General features: G+C 41.2%; 15 protein-coding genes. 10 read left to right on the forward strand and 5 right to left on the reverse strand.

Annotated features, from left to right (window positions below; genetic code table 11):
* Nucleotides 1-87: 87 nt before the first annotated feature.
* Entirely contained in the window at nucleotides 88-2,172 is a 2,085-nt protein-coding gene (locus Q8W26_RS11150) for a TonB-dependent siderophore receptor (RefSeq protein WP_101214200.1), read from the reverse strand.
* A 255-nt stretch (nucleotides 2,173-2,427) separates the two neighbouring features.
* Here Q8W26_RS11150 and Q8W26_RS11155 point away from each other — a divergent pair, with 255 nt between their 5' ends.
* Nucleotides 2,428-5,373 (forward strand): two-component regulator propeller domain-containing protein, encoded by a 2,946-nt coding sequence (locus tag Q8W26_RS11155; protein ID WP_305473384.1) that lies wholly within the window; start codon nucleotides 2,428-2,430, stop codon nucleotides 5,371-5,373.
* A gap of 12 nt (nucleotides 5,374-5,385) precedes the next feature.
* Entirely contained in the window at nucleotides 5,386-6,015 is a 630-nt protein-coding gene (locus tag Q8W26_RS11160; RefSeq protein WP_101214202.1) for a TetR/AcrR family transcriptional regulator, read from the forward strand.
* 126 nt (nucleotides 6,016-6,141) lie between these two features.
* Here the strand turns inward: Q8W26_RS11160 and Q8W26_RS11165 are convergent, their stop codons facing one another.
* Nucleotides 6,142-8,604, reverse strand: a complete 2,463-nt coding sequence (locus Q8W26_RS11165) for a TonB-dependent siderophore receptor (RefSeq protein WP_101214203.1) — start codon at nucleotides 8,602-8,604, stop codon at nucleotides 6,142-6,144.
* 363 nt (nucleotides 8,605-8,967) lie between these two features.
* On the opposite strand from Q8W26_RS11165, the gene Q8W26_RS11170 reads away from it, so the two are divergent.
* The 7 genes from Q8W26_RS11170 (at nucleotide 8,968) to Q8W26_RS11200 (ending at nucleotide 15,091) form a co-directional block, all read left to right on the forward strand.
* Nucleotides 8,968-9,957: a glycosyltransferase family 2 protein gene (locus Q8W26_RS11170; RefSeq protein WP_101214204.1), complete on the forward strand. Its 990-nt coding sequence runs from the start codon at nucleotides 8,968-8,970 to the stop codon at nucleotides 9,955-9,957.
* A 107-nt stretch (nucleotides 9,958-10,064) separates the two neighbouring features.
* Nucleotides 10,065-10,289 carry a glutaredoxin family protein gene (locus Q8W26_RS11175; protein ID WP_101214205.1) on the forward strand — a complete coding sequence of 75 codons (225 nt, stop codon included), beginning with the start codon at nucleotides 10,065-10,067 and terminating at the stop codon, nucleotides 10,287-10,289.
* Nucleotides 10,290-10,399: 110 nt separating this feature from the next.
* Nucleotides 10,400-11,122: a hypothetical protein gene (locus tag Q8W26_RS11180; protein WP_101214206.1), complete on the forward strand. Its 723-nt coding sequence runs from the start codon at nucleotides 10,400-10,402 to the stop codon at nucleotides 11,120-11,122.
* Between the two features lie 96 nt (nucleotides 11,123-11,218).
* The gene (locus tag Q8W26_RS11185; protein WP_370694278.1) at nucleotides 11,219-11,950 is read left to right on the forward strand and encodes a spondin domain-containing protein; all 732 of its coding nucleotides are present in this window, start codon (nucleotides 11,219-11,221) and stop codon (nucleotides 11,948-11,950) included.
* Nucleotides 11,951-11,959: 9 nt separating this feature from the next.
* Complete coding sequence (locus Q8W26_RS11190) at nucleotides 11,960-12,700, forward strand: spondin domain-containing protein (RefSeq protein WP_101214207.1); 741 nt, start codon at nucleotides 11,960-11,962, stop codon at nucleotides 12,698-12,700.
* A gap of 9 nt (nucleotides 12,701-12,709) precedes the next feature.
* Nucleotides 12,710-13,417 carry a response regulator transcription factor gene (locus tag Q8W26_RS11195; RefSeq protein WP_101214208.1) on the forward strand — a complete coding sequence of 236 codons (708 nt, stop codon included), beginning with the start codon at nucleotides 12,710-12,712 and terminating at the stop codon, nucleotides 13,415-13,417.
* Between the two features lie 165 nt (nucleotides 13,418-13,582).
* Nucleotides 13,583-15,091 carry a HAMP domain-containing sensor histidine kinase gene (locus Q8W26_RS11200; protein ID WP_101214209.1) on the forward strand — a complete coding sequence of 503 codons (1,509 nt, stop codon included), beginning with the start codon at nucleotides 13,583-13,585 and terminating at the stop codon, nucleotides 15,089-15,091.
* A gap of 139 nt (nucleotides 15,092-15,230) precedes the next feature.
* Here Q8W26_RS11200 and glpE read toward each other — a convergent pair whose 3' ends face one another.
* From glpE to Q8W26_RS11215, 3 genes are all read right to left on the reverse strand, one after another.
* Nucleotides 15,231-15,533, reverse strand: coding sequence for a thiosulfate sulfurtransferase GlpE (gene glpE / locus Q8W26_RS11205; protein ID WP_101214210.1), 303 nt, complete (start codon nucleotides 15,531-15,533; stop codon nucleotides 15,231-15,233).
* 11 nt (nucleotides 15,534-15,544) lie between these two features.
* Nucleotides 15,545-17,272 (reverse strand): DUF3413 domain-containing protein, encoded by a 1,728-nt coding sequence (locus Q8W26_RS11210; protein ID WP_305473389.1) that lies wholly within the window; start codon nucleotides 17,270-17,272, stop codon nucleotides 15,545-15,547.
* Nucleotides 17,273-17,560: 288 nt separating this feature from the next.
* A complete protein-coding gene (locus tag Q8W26_RS11215) occupies nucleotides 17,561-17,785 on the reverse strand; it encodes a DUF1414 domain-containing protein (protein WP_101214212.1) in 225 nt (74 codons plus the stop codon).
* A 152-nt stretch (nucleotides 17,786-17,937) separates the two neighbouring features.
* On the opposite strand from Q8W26_RS11215, the gene yejK reads away from it, so the two are divergent.
* Nucleotides 17,938-18,960 carry a nucleoid-associated protein YejK gene (gene yejK, locus Q8W26_RS11220; RefSeq protein ID WP_101214213.1) on the forward strand — a complete coding sequence of 341 codons (1,023 nt, stop codon included), beginning with the start codon at nucleotides 17,938-17,940 and terminating at the stop codon, nucleotides 18,958-18,960.
* The last annotated feature ends 10 nt before the right edge of the window (nucleotides 18,961-18,970 follow it).

Raw genomic sequence — 18,970 nt, forward strand, 5'->3', positions numbered from 1 at the left:
CTTTGCCGATCACATCAAAAAGGGGATTAATTTGAGTTATTGGCCAGAAAAATTACTTTTTCTGGCCACGCATCGTAAATGACACTGTTAGAACGAAACTTGCGCCGCTAAACGAAAGCTAATACCGTCTGCAGCGGTGACATTAGAGTCGCTACCGCCAATCAAGTAGTCTTTGTCGAATAAATTTTCGATGTTAAATCTCAAGTTGACCTCTTGCTTTGCAAAATCAAGACGATAGGTAGCCCCTACATCAACGCGAGTATATGCATCTTTGGTGATAGTATTCGCGGAGTTGGCGAAGCGCTCACCCTCATAAAACGCACCGGCATTAATAGCTAAGTTCTCGCTAAGTTCATAACGACTCCATAGAGACATCGATAGTTCAGGTGCATCAATCGGTGTATGTCCTGTATATTTTTCATGCTCACCATATTTTGCGTCCAGACTCATTAATGAACCCATCAGGAATAACGTATCAGAAACGGCTCCCTGTGCTGAAAGCTCAAAGCCTCGGTGACGCTGGCTTCCTGCTTGCGTTGTACGAGAGTCATAATCTGGGTGGTCGATTTTTTCACTAATTAAGACCCCCGTTTTTTCGATATCGAAAAGCGAAGCAGTTAGCAATAGACGGTCATCAAGTAATTGCCATTTCGTGCCTAGCTCAAGCTGCTGCGATGTCATTGCATCAATTTTTTCACCGAAGTTGATGTCTGTTTCGTCATTGACTGTCTCGCTGCTTTGTGGTTCGAATCCTTCGCTGTAACTTAAGTAAACTGAACCTTCATCACTTGGATGGAATAACACTGCGGCTTTAGGCAGGAATGATTCATTATCAGCCCCTTCTTTAGATTGCATGTCATATCGCGCACCAAATGACACTTGCCATTGATCGTTTAACGTGACTAAGTCTTGAAAGTAAATACCGTAGTAATCAAATTCACTGGTGTATAGCGTGTCATCATCCTTATAAGTGATGTCTGGGCGCATCGGCTCGGCACCACCAATGATGTGAGTGATTGAGTCAGCTTTAACACGTAACTGGCCGTAATAATAATCTAATGAATTCGCACCAATTAAGATGTTGTGTTGTGTACCAAACAGATCAACTTCACCTGTAAAATCTACAAATGCCGTTTTAAATTGCCAGTCGTCAAAGCGATCATAAGGTTTGGATGTATATTCATCACCGACTTGATAATCACTTGGCTTTTTAGGCGCTGACTCAAAACGCTGACGTTCAAAGTACTGCTCATTATAGCCTAGGGTGACTTGCCATTGGTCATTAATAAAATGAGTGAGATCTAAACCAAAGTTTTCCACAGTAATATCGGTGAAAGCCCATGACATATCATAAATTGTTTTCTTATCACCAATCAGGTTGCCGTCATTGTCTAGCCATGAGCCCGTATCTAACCCTGCGTGATCATTTGTGTGATCATAGTGAAAACGAACCAAGGTGTTGTCGTTAATGTCATAATCTAAAACAAGAGAACCTAAAAATCGATCACGCTCACGTTGTTCTTGATTCGGTGTTTCGCGCTGGAAAATAACGTCTTGCTTGACCAACACACCACGATAACGAAGATCTTCTGATTCGGTTAGTGCGCCACCCGCATCAAGCGTCAAACGTGTAGAGCCTTCTTGGTCCATATCAAAACCTAAATTGAATAGGCGTTTGGCCGTTGGCTTCTTCGTCACCATATTCACTAGCCCGCCTGGACCAGACTGTCCGTAAAGGATGCTCGAAGGGCCCTTGATGACTTCAACACGCTCTAGTGTTTCGATAGGTTGTTGATAATGAGACCAATGCTGGTGACCATCGCGTAAGTAGCCATTGGAAGAACTTAGGCTAAATCCACGTAAGTTGAATACTTCGCGGTTACGTTGTTTAGATCCTGGAGAGAGGCTCGCATCATTTGAGAGCACTTCCCCTAAGGTGGTGGCTAACTGTTCATCTACAACGGTGCTTGGGATCACAAAGACTGTTTGTGGGGTTTCTAGCAAAGAAGCATCAGTACGCATCGCACCCTTTGCGTTGTTCACTTTATAATCGTTGAAATAAGTCCCTTTAACTTCTATACGCTCAATTGACGTATTTTCCTTAGTCTCGGCTATTGCCATTGGCGCAAGAAGGGCGGCATTGACCGCTAAACATAAGATAGAAAGTTTCACTGTATTCTCGATATCGTTAAAAAATTAACGCAATCTTAATGATAGGTCTTCTCATTTGCAATAGTGTCTAGTTTAAGTGGTTATATTATATGCAAATGAGAATTGTTACTGTTTGTGTCGGGTTGTTACAGATGTTTTCGACTTTTTTTTTGATATTACAAGACTGTTAGCAGTAAAGAATTGTGGTATAAAGAGCTAAAAGCCAGACATGGCTGAATTCGCTGTTTATAAATGACGCATATTATGGTGACACTTTTGAGTAACATTCTAAAACATAAGTTATTGGTTTCCTTTTTTATTCTGATTTTATTTACGCTTTTTTTTGCTAACTCGAGTGTCAGCCGTGAAATATCCGCAATGGAGAGAACACCGCTTAGTGATTACTTTTCAGAGGCATGGAACACCCGAGATGGTTTACCTCATAATACGATAAACGCAATATCTCAAACACCTGATGGCTATCTTTGGATTGGTACTTGGGAAGGTTTAGTTAGATTCAACGGACAAAAATTTAAACTTTTTACCCGTGGCTCAAAAGCGCAGTTAATAGATTCTGGTATCCGTAGTCTTGTTGTTGAAAATAGCAAGCTATTAGTCGCTGGAAGTCGAGGAGGCGTTTCGCTTCGTGATGGCAGCCATTGGCAAGCACAACCTCAAGCCGCTGCAATGGTAAATCATGCAATCTTTGATCAAGAGGGTGGCCAGTGGTTAGCACTTGAAGGTAAAGGGGTTGTGTTTCGTGAAGGGGGGGCAAACTCAAAAGAGCTTGTTCTCATTAATAACGTGAGTGCCTATGAAGTTGCACAACAAAAAAATGGTTTAGTGTGGGTAGGGACAAATAAAGGGCTTTACTCAATTGAAGATAAAGCCGTTGTCCGACATTTCGACACACTAACAGGCCTTCCCGATGCGCCAGTATATGTAACATTTGTTACTAGAGAAGATCAATTAATCATTGGTACAGAATCAGGGGTCTATCTCAAGCAAGGGCAAGAGTTTGTTGTGCTTCATCCTGAATTAGCCAATGAGTCAATTACGAGCATACTTGAAGATTCTCATGGTGATATTTGGCTTGGTACCATTAATCATGGCGTACTGAGGCTGAGCAATAACACTGTTGAAAAATTTGATGCTGATAAAGGGTTACCCAGTAATCGCATCTTTTCATTGTTTGAAGACAGTGAATCAAGTATTTGGATAGGTACTAATGGAGGCTTATTTCGTTTACGTCAAGCCCCTTTTGTGACACTAACCAGTAAGCAAGGGCTTGCGGGTGATTATATTCGCAGCGTTTATTCGCATTCTGATGGTTCTTTATGGGTGGGTAGCAGTAAAGGGCTTAATAAAATAGTCGGTCGTGACGTCATGACGATTAACCTAGCAGGCTCAAATAAAAAATTATCAGTGTTGAGTATCACAGAGCTCGCTGACTCGAGTTTGTTGATTGGAACCTATACAAGTGGTGTGTTTAAGTATGACGCAGCCACTGGCATGTTACAACCGTACATCAATACCTCGAGTGGATTACCAAGTAACGAAGTACGGGCTATTTTGGAAGATCAACAGAAAAACATTTGGTTTGGTACAGCTTCTGGGCTTGTGCGACAAAGCCCACAGGGAAACATAACGCTATTTAATGAGCAGTCCGGGATTCCTGCTAATTTTATCATGGCCTTAGCCAAAGACAGTAGTGGAAAAGTGTGGATCGGTACTGGAGTAGGGGTTGCTTCTTATTTTAACGGTAACTTACAAACCTACCACCTTTCTGAGTTTTCAGATGCTGAGTATGCTTTTGGTTTTTATGTTCAAGAGCAATATCTGTGGATGACTACAGACCGGGGTATTGTTCGTTTGAACTTAGCCGACGAGAAAATGAAGGCTTTGACTAAGAAAAATGGCTTGCCTGTCGACAAATTTTTTCAAGTTATCATCGATGACGAATCAAACCTGTGGGCTACAAGTAATCGTGGGGTAATAAAAATCCAACCAGAACAAGTTGACGAAGCGTTTCGTTCGACAGAGTACCAAGTCGATTATGAGTTCTTTGGCGAAGAAGCCGGTCTAAAGAGCGCTCAGGCCAACGGCGGCTCAAGCCCAGCTGCTACGTTGCATCATGATGGTAGTATCTGGATAGCAACATCAAAAGGGGTGAGTGAAGTGACAAACCATCGTCTGAAGAGGATTTCTTCGACGCAATTACCACCAGTTATCGAGCAGCTTATCGTCGATGGCAGCCAAATTAGCCTACCACGAGCAGATGGCATCTCTCACATACATCAATTACACAGCAACCCTTCTCGTATCACTCTTCATTATGCCGGTGTGGGTTTCCTAATGAATGATTCTGTTGTGTATCAGACCAAACTTGAAGGGTTTGAAACTCAATGGGTTGAAAAGGGGACTCAAACATTTACCGAATTTACTAATTTATCACCTGGGACATACACGTTTAAAATTAGAGCGAAGTACCCAAACAGCGAATGGCAACCACGCTACGCGAGTTTAACTTTTAATATTCCCCCACTATTTTGGCAAACACCGCTATTCAAAATTGTTATCGCGATGTTGGTCTTCATTATTTTACATTTGCTTTATCGTTATCGTATGGCAAGAATTGTACGTAATGAAACCAGATTACAAGGCTTAGTGGATCAACAAACAGCGGATTTACGTGCCCAAGCAGATTCCTTCGCTTATCAAGCGAGTCACGATCAACTAACAGGCCTGTATAATCGCCGCGCGTTTGATGCATGGTGTGAGGACAGTTTCAACAATTCGAGAGAACACAATAAGCCACTAGCAGCAGCTATTATCGATATTGATCATTTTAAGAAAATTAATGACAACTATTCCCATATCATTGGCGATAAAGTGATTCAGCAGGTCGCGGAGCTACTAGAGTATCAATGCCGCGATAAAGTTAAATTAGCGCGATGGGGGGGGGAAGAGTTTACTTTACTTTTCGAACATGACATTGATAAAGCCTATTCATTGTGTCAAACCTTAAGATTAGCCATTGAAGATTTTGACTTTGATCATATAGCCAAGGGCTTAAAGGTAACTATTAGTGTTGGCTTAAGTAATAATGATGTGGCTGATGGCTATGACACGATGATTAAGTTCGCCGATCAGGCACTTTATGCAGCAAAAAGACAAGGGCGTAATCGTGTTATTCACTATCACCCCGATAGTATAGACTAGGAATATTAAGCAGTGAGTAAAACCCAACGTAGTGGCTTAATTCGGCAAAAGAATAAAGCGTTAATATTAAGAGCAGCCAAATCTGAGTTTGTTGCTCACGGATTTAAAGGGGCATCAATCAAACGTATATCTGAACTAGCAGGTATTCCTAGAGCCAACATTCATTACTACTTTAAAGATAAAACAGATCTCTATCAGCAACTCCTTGAAAGCATCATCAGTGTGTGGAATGACAGTTACGATACGTTACGAGCTGAAGACGATCCTGAAGCAGCACTTGCTGCATACATTCGTGCAAAAGTTATGTACGCCGTTGAAGATCCAGAAGGTTCTAGAATTTTTGCCAGTGAAATTATTCACGGTGCACCCGTCTTAGCAGATTATCTTAGTGGAGAGTTCAAGTCCTGGGTCAATGAGAAAGTAAAGGTAATAGAGCATTGGATAGCACGAGGACAAATAGATGCGATTAATCCTTACCATTTATTGTTTTTGATTTGGAGTTCAACACAGCATTATGCTGACTTCAATGTTCAAGTGGCTGCGGCAATGGATAAAGAGTCTTTGGTTCAAGCGGACTATGAAGACGTTGTCACTTCATTGACAACAATTATTTTGACGGGCTGTGGTGTTAAAAAGATATAGCGATATATCCGTATTGTAATCAGCTATTAAATGGCACAGCCTCAATGCTAAACAGAGCATAACAATGACACAGGGCTCTGAACCTTTCGATGCAGAGCCCTGGGTAGTTTGACTTTTCTTTAATCTCTAAAAGCGATAATTAGCTTTAACATACATCTCGCGTCCGGCTAATGAGAATGGAAAACTTGTCCAACCATACTTAAAACCAAGGGCAGGGAAGATACCGCCGTTCTCACCCCATTCATCTGGCTTTTCATCAAATAAATTGACGATACCAGCACTGATTCTAAAGTTATCCGTTAGCTCGTAGAAACCGGTTAAATCAACAGTACTTTTAGCTCCCCATGTGTTTTTTGGGGTACCGTATGAAGCAGTGCTTACTTCACCATAGTAATTTACTCGACCTGTCACGGTGTAGCTATCACGGGCATAAGTCGCACCCAATACAGCTTTTTCGTTTGGTTGTGCTTCTTCGATTAACAACTGTTGTGATTCGTCAAAGATAGTACTGTCGGGAACAATCGACGAAGACGTGTTAATGCCTTTAGTTTCAGTTTCATTAAAGCTCAACGAAGCCTCGAAGGTCAACTGAGCCTGTTCCAATTCATGTTCCCACGTGTTTACCCATTCGACACCACGAGTTTGAGTGTCGATTGCATTTGTGAATATTTGAACAACAGCTACGCCATCAAGTTGTGCATCACCTGTCGTACTGTGACGAGCAAAGAAATCATCGATTTCAGAGTTGATACCAGACTTAATATCGCCAGAGTAAACAATACGATCATCAATAGATACTTGGTAAAAATCTAAGGTCGTTGAATAACTGTCGCCTTGATAAACTAAGCCAAGGCTTAAGTTTTTTGATGTCTCTTCTTTTAACGACTCAAAGCCTAACTCTTGAGCAAGCTCGGAGTCAGGGCGTAATGTCACAAGATCTGTTAATACACCGTCACTAATTGAGATAGATCGTTGCGTGAAGTGCTTTTGCTGAACCCCAGGTGCTCTAAAGCCAGTAGACACTGCACCACGGAAAGATAACTGGTCATTAACATCGTAACGAGCCGTTAGCTTACCAATGACTGTATCGCCAAAATCTGAGTAATCTTCATAACGAAGCGCTGTGCCTACGGTAAGTTGATCAGAAAAATATAACTCGGAATCAAAGTATACCGCGACGCTGTCACGGTCAGTATCGATTTCCATTTCAGGGCGATAACCAGCAAAACCTTGCATACCTGGCGCTGTTACAATACAACCTACGTCAGTAGCTTTTGTTGCACCATCAGTTGAGTTTTGTGAACAATCTGTGTCGCCACGGCTATAAGAAACTTCATCACCAGCGTTGATCACATAACCGTCTTGACGCCACTCGGCACCAACAGCAACGGCGATTCCGTTTTCAACAACATCAGTTTCATAGAAGCGGGTAAAGTCGACGTTAATTGTTGATTGGTTGAACTCTAAGCTACCACTTTTGGCTGTTGTTGGACTGTCCGGGCCATAACTTGCGTTCAAAGAGGCGATGTTCTCAAAGGCTAACTCATTGTGGCCATAGCTATAACTTAAGTCTAGGTCCCACTCACCCAGCGTTTGTTTGTAACCAACAACAATCGACGTGTCTTCGGTTTTAGAGCCTAACTCTGGTGTAATGCCTTCCGGGAAGATTTGTGGCCATACACGGTCATCGCCTGCAGAACGGAAAAAGCCTTTTGATTCGCCTTCTTTAGTCGTGAAACCACCAAAAGAGTATAATTGACCTTTACCCAGTTCAACGTCAGCGTTATACCAAAAAGAATGGCTTTCAACTGTTCCTTCACCGACTAATAGTAATTGTTTAGGCGTATCAATTGCGTCAAACCAAGTGGTTTTGCTGGCGCGGTTCATCTCATCGGCATCTTTATATTCGTAGGTCAAATTGAGATTACCAGACTCACCAATAGCGACACCAACATTTGCAGCAAAGTCGATAGTATCTCCGTCACCTTCACTTGTGGTTCTAAACCCTGTGCTAACGGAGCCACCCTCAGATGATTTTAAAACAATGTTAATCACACCAGCGATAGCATCTGAACCATACTGAGCGGCTGCGCCATCGCGTAATATTTCAACACGGCTAATCGCAGAAAGCGGGATTGCACTTAAGTCTGTGCCAGCATTACCGCGGCCAACATTTTGTTGAACAGCGACTAAAGCCTGTTGATGGCGGCGCTTTCCGTTGATTAAAACTAGCACTTGATCAGCGCCTAAACTACGGAGTGTTGCAGGGCGCATTAAGTCCTGACCATCGGACGTTGTCGTATTGTTCATATTAAACGACGGCGCAACCTTTCGCAGCATGTCCATGGTGTTAACCGCACCGGAATTTAAGATGGTTTCTTCTGAAATAATATCAACGGGTGCGGCACTTTCGGTGTCTGTACGGCCGTTGACTCGACTGCCAATGGTGGTGATCACCTCGACATTTTTATCGACAGTTTGTTCGTTAGCAATAGCGCTAGTGGCTGTAAACCCTTGCACAGCGACAGCCGCGATGCATAGGCTCAAATAACTTTTTGAAAATTTTGATTCTGAATTAGCTTTAAACATGGGTGCAACAACTCCAAATATTTGATTCTTCATGTGTGAAATCATGTAACGTGATAGAACGTAACATAAATTTAACAATCCGTTGTGTGATTTTTTACAATGGTAAACCCAATCAAAAAATAAGGATTTATAAACTACCGCTTAATCAGTGTTTTAGATTATTTATGGACGAAAGTGCTAAGACTAAAGATAAAACGGTATTACGTTGATGCGTTTAAAAAATAAGCGTAATCAATTGTTTATTAAGCAACTAAAGCAGATTTTTTAAACAGTTTTCTGTGTCTAAAAAAATAAACTCATCGTTAACTACGTAATGAACTAGGCTAAATAAAGAGGCCATTTTAATCAGTTGTGCGAGTTGCTATGCAAATTGTGTCTGTGATCATCCCTGCATTTAATGCTAGTTCTACACTAGAACAAGCAGTGCGAAGTATTTTTAACCAGGAATGTGCTTTATGTTGTCAAATTGTCATCATCAATGACGGTTCAACCGATAATACAAAACAAATTGCGCAATCGCTTAACCACCCAAAACACGAACTGATAGTACTAGATAACCAACGGGCGAAAGGCCCTTCTGGTGCGAGAAACACAGGCCTTGATAGAGCGACAGGAGACTTCATCGCATTTCTAGATGCCGATGATTGTTGGCATTCAAATCATTTGTCCGTCACTATGGGGATCTTGCAGCACTGGCAAGACATTGATATCGCTTTTAGCAATGTTGAAATTATTGAACATCATTCGAAAATAAGCTTAGGAGATTGGTTTAGTTCGCGTAGTTTTACTAAGAGTCTTGCTACTGAGCAACGGGCGAGGAATATTCATCTGATTACCGGAGATATGATCAGCGCATTATCAAAAGAGTCGTTTATGCATGTGCAATCCATGGTGATAAGAAGAAATCACCTAGAAGATATTCGCTTTAACGAACACTTAAACAGGGCTGAAGATAGAGACTTCTCTATTCAATTAGCATTAAATGACGCTATATTTTGCTATAGCCAAGAAATCACAGGGACGTATTATCGTTATCAGGAAAGTTTAACAAGTGAATCGACTGAGAATGCCTTATTGATGGTGCTATGTCATATTGCGTTATTTACAGGCTATTTAACTGATTCACGATTCAACCCTGAACAAAAAACGTTACTAAAAGAGTTAACGCATCAACGATTGGTCGAATCGAGTTATTATTATCGGCAACTAGGCTTGAGATCCCAATGCTTCAAACAATTAGCTCGCAGCTTTAGATTCGGTATCAGTATAGCTCAGTGCCAAGAAACCATTAAAACGCTATTATATTCTGTATTATCACTTGGCTATAAAAAGGAAAAGCAAATAGTGAAATAAGTTTTGCTTGTTAAATGAACACGAATAATTAAATTGATCAAGGTTGGTTTTCAAGGGGCAAGTTAAGGTAAAATCACCCTTGATAACATTCATTAAAGACTTTGCACATGCGCATCACACTATATACATCTAACAACTGCCCACATTGTAAAACTGCTAAGGCTTATTTAACCGAGCATAAGATTCCATTTAGACTGTGTAATATCCAATCACCTGCAGGAAGCAAAGAATTTAGAAAACTGGGGTTACGTTCCGTACCCGTGTTAAAAATGGGTGAAAAGGTCATTCAAGGTTTTTCAATCAAAACATTCAATCAACATTACCGCCGCTAAAGCGAAACTGCTCAACACTAAGTCAATACGTTCGACTCGGTCATCAAGAGCATTGGTATCGAACCGCTTTTAGCATATAATCTGCCTAAATTTTTTTTGGGGTTGTAACATTGGTTGACGTATCATTTTATCAGGTTGTTTTTCCTGTACTTAGTTTAATGCCGTTTTGTGCGCTGTTGGTAGTTTGTCTTATTTTAAAGTATGGTCAAATTTGCCCTGGGCAACATAGTCGCATTCAAGGCGAGTTAATTACCATTTGGACTGTACTGTTTGTCGCATTAATGATGGGCATTGAAACGTCAATATCCCCTTGGGTATTAGCAATAGGTGGCTTAGGCGGTGTCTATGGCGTGCTTCTTAGTATTTGGCAAGGTAAACTTCCAAACAAACGGGCAATTCCTGATAAGGCGATATATTACTCGTTACTGCCGCTAGGTTTCTTCAGTATTGGGGTACTTGCTGCACAACAAAGCCCGTTTATTATTCTACCGATGATTATTACAGGCTTTATCTTGGCTAATTTACTATTGGTTAAAGCCAAACACCGTTTAGAGGCGTTCAATAAAATATTACCTTTTGCAGGTGTCGCTTGTTCTATTTTACTTTTAATCGTCGTTGCTTCATTAGTGTTTATCACTGGAGAGCAAGGGTTAACCGATAAAATTACCAGTAACTTATATTGGTTTATTGGCTTCTTACTAATGGGGTTAGCGCTTTGGTTATTGCCGGTGGTATCCGATAATCCGCAAAGTCACACGTTGTTAGGCGTGGCCACTTTTTTGATCTTGATTTCTCAAGTATTAATCTATGAAGTCATTGTTTTATTGACATAAAACTAATTGTTATAATTCCGTTAGAATTAAGCAATAAAATCGAGAGGTTTACTTCTTAAACTGTATGTGTTTATAAATACATAAGGAAGTAAACCCATGAACACCCTATCTAACAAAACATCTATTCCGACTATTCTTGGTGGTTTGACCCTCGCGGCAGGCATGCTTACAGCACCTGTAAGTGAAGCTGCTTCATTAAAAGTGACCATCACTAATCTCACTCAAGGGATCTACTTCACCCCATTTCTTGTTGCTAGTCATACTGATGACGTTTCACTCTTTACTGTTGGCACACAAGCGAGTCTTGCATTGCAACAAATGGCTGAAGGTGGAGACATCTCAGGCCTTGTTGCTGCTGTGGCGGACGCTGGTGGGCAAAGTGTTGCGAACCCACATGAAGGTTTATTAGCGCCGGGGGCTATGGTTAATGAGTTTATGCTTGATACTCAAGACGACACTCATCTTTCTTTAACGTCAATGCTATTACCGACCAACGACGGCTTCGCTGGTGTTGATAGTTGGGCAATTCCCGAAACGGCTGGCACTTACACCATTATGGTGAATGCTTATGATGCTGGTACTGAAGCGAATAATGAACTGTTGGTTCCAGGTGCGGGCATGCCGGGCATGTTAGGTATCCCTGCAGATCCCACAATGATGGCTGGTTCTGGTGGAACTGGTGTTGCGATGCAAGATTACAATACAAACGTTCATATCCACCGCGGTAGCCTTGGTGACGATATGATGGACTCAGGAAAAAGCGATTTAAACAATAAAGTTCATCGTTGGTTAAATCCAGTTCTGAAAGTAACTATTACCGTTGAATAGGAGAGTCTCATGTTTACATTATTGAAAAAGCTCAATCATTCGTCGCTGATTAAAAACAACAAAAAACGTTCTGCTTTAGCGGCTTTGGTGGCAACGACAACATTACTTGCCGGTTGTGGTGATAATAATGGTGATGATGGTGTTGTCACCGATCAAGTCTACCGTTATCAAGTGACAGTAACAAACTTAACTCATAACCAACCACTGTCTCCTGTCACGCACTTGATCCATGGCAGTGATTACCAAGCTTGGTCAATCGGCTCAATGGCTAGCGAAGCATTAGAACAATTGGCGGAGTCGGGTGATAATTCCGCTGTGCTTGACAATGCAATGATTACAGAGTCTCAAGCCAGTGAAGGCGTAGTAATGCCAGGTTTGTCCTATCAAACAACGCTTGAACTTAGCGATAAAGATCATTATTTAACAATTTTATCAATGTTGGTGAATACAAATGATGCTTTCACAGGTCTTAATAAACACGCATTAACTAACTACTCTGTTGGTGATAAAACATTGTTATCACTTCGAGTCTATGATGCCGGTACTGAAAGCAATAGTGAGTTACAAGCGACTATACCGGGACCTGCTGGACAGGGCGAAGGATTCAACGTACAGCGAGACGATACTGATTTTGTGTCAATGCACCCAGGGGTGGTGAGCATGGATGATGGTTTATCGACATCGGTGCTCAATGAATCACATCGTATTGAAAGTGTTGTAGCACAGGTGGTTATCGAACGATTACAGTAAGAGGATTATATGGGTCAACGGATCTTAGTGGTAGAAGATGAAAACGATTTAGCAAATTTAATTGAATTAACATTAAATAATGCAGGTTTTATCGTTGACCAGTGTAATTGTGGGCAACAAGGTTTAGAGCGGGCATTAACGACTGATTATGCGTTAATTATCCTCGATATCATGTTGCCCAACGTTGACGGTTTAGAAATATGCCGACAAGTAAGAATTAACGACCCAGTAACACCTATTATGATGCTAACAGCACGTAATACCGAAACAGATCGTGTGATGGGTTTGGAAATGGGCGCCGACGACTATTTAACTAAACCTTTTAGTATTCGAGAATTAGAAGCCCGCGTTAAAGCATTATTACGCCGTGCCGCAGTTGGCCAGACAGCAGAAGAATTTGGTCAAAAAACTGATTTAGTCTTTGGTGATTTTGTAATTGACCCACGTTGCCATGAAGTCATATTTAACGGCAGTAAAATAGAATTAACCTCCACCGAATTCGAGTTACTGTACTTTCTTGCGCAACATCCTAATCAAGTATTTAACCGCAGCCAGTTATTAGACTCGGTCTGGGGTTACAACCACGTTGGTTATGAACATACGGTAAACTCTCACATTAACCGCCTCAGAGCCAAACTAGAGCAGCAGCCTAAATTGCCAAAGCTTGTCCATACTATTTGGGGCGTAGGGTACAAGTTTGAATTTTCACATAGTTGACATTGCCAACTATCGTCCCGTTAGTTTTTTAAGCCGTGAACCCGTGTTGCGCTAGTCGTTATATAAGATTCCGGCTCAACACACTGCGGGAAAGACACAAGAGAGTATCGCAATGGCAACAACAAAATCCGTCACACAAATAGACAAAACTAACTGGAGCATAACGTGACCAATATCCTGAGCAGTATCGCAACACGCTTAATTATATTATTTGTTTTTTTCTTTATGATCTGTCTTGGAGTTTTTGTTTGGTACACATCGGTATCGACTAAGCATTTTCAATTGCAATCAACTCAGTCATTACATCGTGATTTAGCAAAAAACATGGTGATGGAAAACCAATTACTAAGTAATGGGCAAATAGACCCTGTGGCGCTCAAACAAACGTTCCACTCGATGATGTTGCTCGGTCCTGCGTTTGAGATCTATGTGACCGATCTTAAGGGAAATATATTGGCTTACTCTGCACCGGAGGGTAAGGTAAAGCGACAATCAGTACATTTGCCTAAATTGCTTAGTTATTTCAACGAGGATACGGTCTTTCCACTCTATGGTGATGATCCACGCTCATATTCACAGCAAAAGATATTCTCCGCTGCCAAGATCTACCAAAATGAAAATGTGCAGGGCTATTTATACGTTATCATCGGGTCAGAGTTAGAAGATCAAATCACTACTCAGCTTAATGATCGAAAGTTTTATTCAACGACATTAGTGATGGCGGCGATTGTAATTATGTTTACACTGGTGATAAGTGTTGGTTTAGTCTTATTAATTACTAGGCCACTACGTCGCCTAACCTGCCTTGTCTCTGATCACACCAATGGCAATAAAACACAGCGCTTCAATCGTTTGCAACTTAATCAAGCATTAGGGCAGGCCGCTTCGTTAGAAGAGAAGCAACTTGCTATGGCAATTGAAGAAATGTCAGAGACAATTACCGAACAACTCGAGCAGCTAACCCTTAAAGATCGTCAGCGCAAAGAGCTACTCTCGTATATTTCGCATGATCTAAGGACACCATTAGCCTCGTTAATTGGTTATCTCGAAACATGGCAACGACAGCATAAGAAACAACCTGTTAATAATGGGGCTAACTATATCGAAGTTGCTCATAAGAATGCTTTGGTTCTCAATGGCCTTGTTGAGCAAGTATTCGAACTCGCGCATCTTGAGACGGGAAGTGTTGAACTTGAGCGTGAACCCATCGCGATTGCTGAACTTGCGCAAGATATTATTGAGAGTTTTTCACTGCAAGCCGCAGCAGCGAATGTAAGACTTGACTTCACTCCCAAAGACGAAAGTATTCAAGTTGATGCCGATATCGCAAAGCTAGAAAGGGTCTTTAATAATCTTGTCGCAAACGCCATACGTCATACGCCTGCAGGTGGTCAAATTATGATTAACTTTGAACCAATAACCATCGACCACGAAGAGAAGGTTCTTATAAAGGTAATAGATAGTGGGATTGGCATCGCTAAAGAACAATTACCTAGAGTGTTTGAAGCACATTTTCGTGCTAGTAATAAAGTAGATAGCGGCTCGACTAATGCAGGATTGGGATTGGCCATTGTTAAAGCGCTGCTAGCATTACATCAAAGCGACATTGCGGTCAGCAGTGAAGTCGATAAAGGGACAGTTTTTACTTTTGAGCTGCCAAAATACAGTGTGTAGAGTTAAAGCGGCCCGATAGCTCAATCGGGCTGCTTGTTTCGCTGTATCTCATTGCTGCTGAACATAGTTTAAAGTTTAACCTTGGGCAATGAACTAAGGTCTCTGGCTATAGACTGTGGGTGTTAACAACCCCGCATTCCTACGATGTTTGTTGCTGATAAGCTTCAAAACCACCGTCAAGAGAATACACTTCATCAAAACCACGCTCTACAAGAAATTGCGCTACACCTTGGCTGCTAATACCGTGGTAGCAACAAACAACTAATGGTTGGTCCATGTCGCAGTCCGCAAGATATTGTTCTAAATTACCTTGATTGAGATTAAATGCACCATCAATGTGAGACAGAGCAAATGATTGCGGGTCGCGAGTGTCAACGATATTAATAGTTTGTTCACTGACTAGTTGGTGCAGTTGGGGTACAGTGAGATGTTTAAATTGCATGTAAAACGGTCCTAGTTAAAACGGTTAATATTTTTCATCACATCAATTAATGCTTGAAAAGATAAGTCGCCATCAGCTTGGCGTTGGTAGAATTGGTCGTAGAATTTGTATTGACCTTGGCGGTCAATTTCAGTGATGTTACCTTGATTATACAAGGCAAAGTGCTGTGAATTGCCTACGTAAAATAATTCATTGACTTGAGTGCTTACTAAATCATAACCGACACTTATATCACTTGCTGGATTGCCACAATTAAAGTGGTGACGCAGGACTGTCGGTAACACGTCATAATGGCTGGATTGCTTATGAATCTCTTGCGGTGAGACCCCTGGAATTAACATCACTAAAGGCACGTGTAAGTTCACTTTTGAGAAAAGTGCAGAACGTTGATAAATTGAATTGAGGTCATTACCACGTTCAGCGGTTATCACCACTGTCGTGTTTGATAAATCAACGTGGTCAATTAAATTGCCAATTAAACTGTCAGTATAAAACAACGAGGCGATGTATTCTTTTGCAAGAATTCGTTCGGCGGCACTCATTGGCTGAGATAATGGCATAATTGGTACGGTAAAGTCATTCGGCACACTGAGTTCTTGGCTCGCGAATAAAGTAATGTCACCGTGGAAACCTGTTGTACTGTGTTCCTTTATCCACTCGATTGCTGAATCAACATTTTGCTGATCAACTGAAGCTGCGGCAACCTCGTTAAAATCATAATCACCAGAAAAGACCCGTTTAGCTGTCTCTTGATAAAGAAGCGAATCAACCGGAGACATAAGTTTACGGCTATCAAAAGATGATTTGTATTTCGCTGGAATACCCGTGCGTAAACTAAATTGGGCTTCATGAGCAACCAAGCTACTCGTGATATGTTGCTGTGCATTAATCCCTTGAGCACTTAATTTAAATAAATTGGGCATCACTTGTTCGTTCACTAAGCCACTATTTGCAGAAGCGATGGTAATGAATAAAGTGTTCTCTGCCTTAGGCTTTTGACATTGTAATGCATTTAACGGGTAGTTAATGGTTTTCGGATTATTGCTTAATTGCAGCTGAGTCTCATGCTCGGCATCGATTAGCCCATACTTTTTTATAAAACTGCGAGCAGTCGATTGATGCGAAAATGGAAACATACGATCGTAAGCTAAGATTGGACGGTAAACTGTTGCGTCGGCCCAAATATGAAGTAGGTGGCTTAATAGAAACGCGCCAGCAAATGTCAAGGTTATCCGATTCCCTACATCCCAATTACGAATTATTGCTAATCGTTTCCAAATTAAATTTGCGATGGTGAGTTCAACCATCAACAAGGCTAATAGAAATAGGGCGATGGAACTCCAACCAATGGTGTTATTTAGGTTAAAACCATTTAAATCAAATACAAGGAGGTTTAGATGCAACTGATAGTTCTGGAATATACTGCCATCAATTAACAAGGCAACAATGATAACCGTGGCAAGAAACGCGCCTAAGCCTCGTAATATTCGCGAGTCTGGTAGCAAAAAGGTCAGGGGAAATAAGATAATAATATAGGTAATGATACCTAATAAGCCAAAGTGACCAATCCAGGTAGAAATAACATACAGCGTACTTAGCAGGCTTGGTTGTGCGTCGACAGAAAAGATATAGCGAATAGCCATCAACATTGCAATAACAATGTTAGCCAACATAAACCAGTGGCCCCAGCTAATCAGGCGAGATACACGATCTTTATATGAGTTACTATTATCAACCATGATTGTTGTCTTTTGACCTTATAATCACTAATACCATGTCCACTAATAACCTGATCATTTTTCACGGTCTAAACAAATGATAGCTGCGTTATTTATTGTCTATGTAGAATAACTACATACGCCAATAAATGCCTTGCTCTAATTCGTTTATCCTCGTTACAAAATTGGTCACTTAATTAATGGAATTGGTATAAATTATTCCATGTAAGGGGTTGCGTTCGCAACTATTTGATTGTTCGTTCGTACCAGTAGTTCACACAAAAAAATAGTTGCGATAGCTTGTGCAAATTAGTGTAAATCGACTTGAACAGAGCTCTCTAACGCTTTAGCAAAGCTAGCAGCAACGTGCTTACGTTGGCTTGGTGAAACGTTATTGTTAATAATACTGGTTGCTGCATTACCAAGCGCCATTAAGCTTAAATCTGCTTTGGCATCGCTATTTTCTAGCACGGTTAAAAGTTGCATAATCAGGTTTTCTACCTGTTCATTGGTATATTTTGAGTTAACAGCCATTGAGGTTCTCTATATTGACGATTGTAAGCTGGGATTTGTTAGTCCAAGCTGTTGATAATTTATGCGATCTCTACTAACACTTAAATTAGTGGGCGACCGTTGATGATAACCTGCATATAATACAGTAAATTTTTGCTTGGGACTAATTACAAATGAGTGTTTCTATTCGTCATATCATTCTTCACCAAATAAACACGACCGCTGAAGGGGATGTGACCTTTTCTGCGCGGGATCAAGTGTTATCACCATCGCATGATGTTGAATTATTGGTTAGTGAATTGCACCGTATTTATAACAGCAAACAAGGTAAAGGCTATGGATTCTTTGCCGATGATGTTGATGGTGAACAATTGTTTGCTCGCTCGCTAACAGACTACTTAGATCAAGATAATGACTTTGTCGCGTTCTCACAACAAGCGATTAAGCTATTACAAGGCGAGTTGATGAAGTATAACTTTGCCGAGCAAGGGTACTTAATGTTAGCGAACTACACCCATGTAGCGAATAACTTCTTGTTTGTTGCACTTATCTCACCCAAAGATTCTATCGCGGTAGACGACACGCTAGAAGTGAGCAGTAATCAGCACTTAGAATTAAACAATCTGCAACTAGCCGCCCGTATCGATTTAACAATGTGGCAAGCTGAGCCAGACAGTCAGCGCTATATTTCGTTTATTCGTGGTCGCGCGGGTCGTAAAGTGTCAGATTTCTTTCTTGATTTTATGGGGTGTCGAGAAGGCTTTAATGCCAAAGAGCAAAATAAAAACCTGATGAATGCGGTTGAGGATTACTGTGCTGCCGCCGAATTTGACCGTAGTGAAAAAGAAGAGTACCGCGAAAAAGTCTTTGATTATTGTAAAGATCAAATCGATAGCGGTGAGGAAATTGCGATAAAAGATTTATCTTCACGCGTTTCAAATGATGGTGAGCAAGGACTTTATCAATTTGTTAACCAGCAAGGCTATGAGCTCGAAGAAGAAATCCCTGGCGATCGCACAACCTTACGTCAATTGAAGAAGTTTTCTGGCACAGGTGGCGGTGTGAGTGTTGGCTTTGAACAGAAACACATGGGCGAGCGAGTACTTGTTGATTTAGACAATGATAAGATCACTATTGTGGGTATTCCACCGAACTTACGCGACCAGTTAACCCGCCGTTTAACTAACGAAGATTAAGCGGGCGATT

It is taken from the genome of Psychrobium sp. 1_MG-2023 (assembly GCF_030689115.1).
Lineage (GTDB): Bacteria > Pseudomonadota > Gammaproteobacteria > Enterobacterales > Psychrobiaceae > Psychrobium.

Coding starts and splice junctions, on each gene's coding strand:
- Q8W26_RS11165 (WP_101214203.1), bottom strand. CDS start 8,604: ATGTTTAAAGCTAATTCAGAATCAAAATTTTCAAAAAGTTATTTGAGC.
- Q8W26_RS11170 (WP_101214204.1), top strand. CDS start 8,968: ATGCAAATTGTGTCTGTGATCATCCCTGCATTTAATGCTAGTTCTACA.
- Q8W26_RS11175 (WP_101214205.1), top strand. CDS start 10,065: ATGCGCATCACACTATATACATCTAACAACTGCCCACATTGTAAAACT.
- Q8W26_RS11185 (WP_370694278.1), top strand. CDS start 11,219: ATGAACACCCTATCTAACAAAACATCTATTCCGACTATTCTTGGTGGT.
- Q8W26_RS11190 (WP_101214207.1), top strand. CDS start 11,960: ATGTTTACATTATTGAAAAAGCTCAATCATTCGTCGCTGATTAAAAAC.
- Q8W26_RS11195 (WP_101214208.1), top strand. CDS start 12,710: ATGGGTCAACGGATCTTAGTGGTAGAAGATGAAAACGATTTAGCAAAT.
- glpE (WP_101214210.1), bottom strand. CDS start 15,533: ATGCAATTTAAACATCTCACTGTACCCCAACTGCACCAACTAGTCAGT.
- Q8W26_RS11210 (WP_305473389.1), bottom strand. CDS start 17,272: ATGGTTGATAATAGTAACTCATATAAAGATCGTGTATCTCGCCTGATT.
- Q8W26_RS11215 (WP_101214212.1), bottom strand. CDS start 17,785: ATGGCTGTTAACTCAAAATATACCAATGAACAGGTAGAAAACCTGATT.
- yejK (WP_101214213.1), top strand. CDS start 17,938: ATGAGTGTTTCTATTCGTCATATCATTCTTCACCAAATAAACACGACC.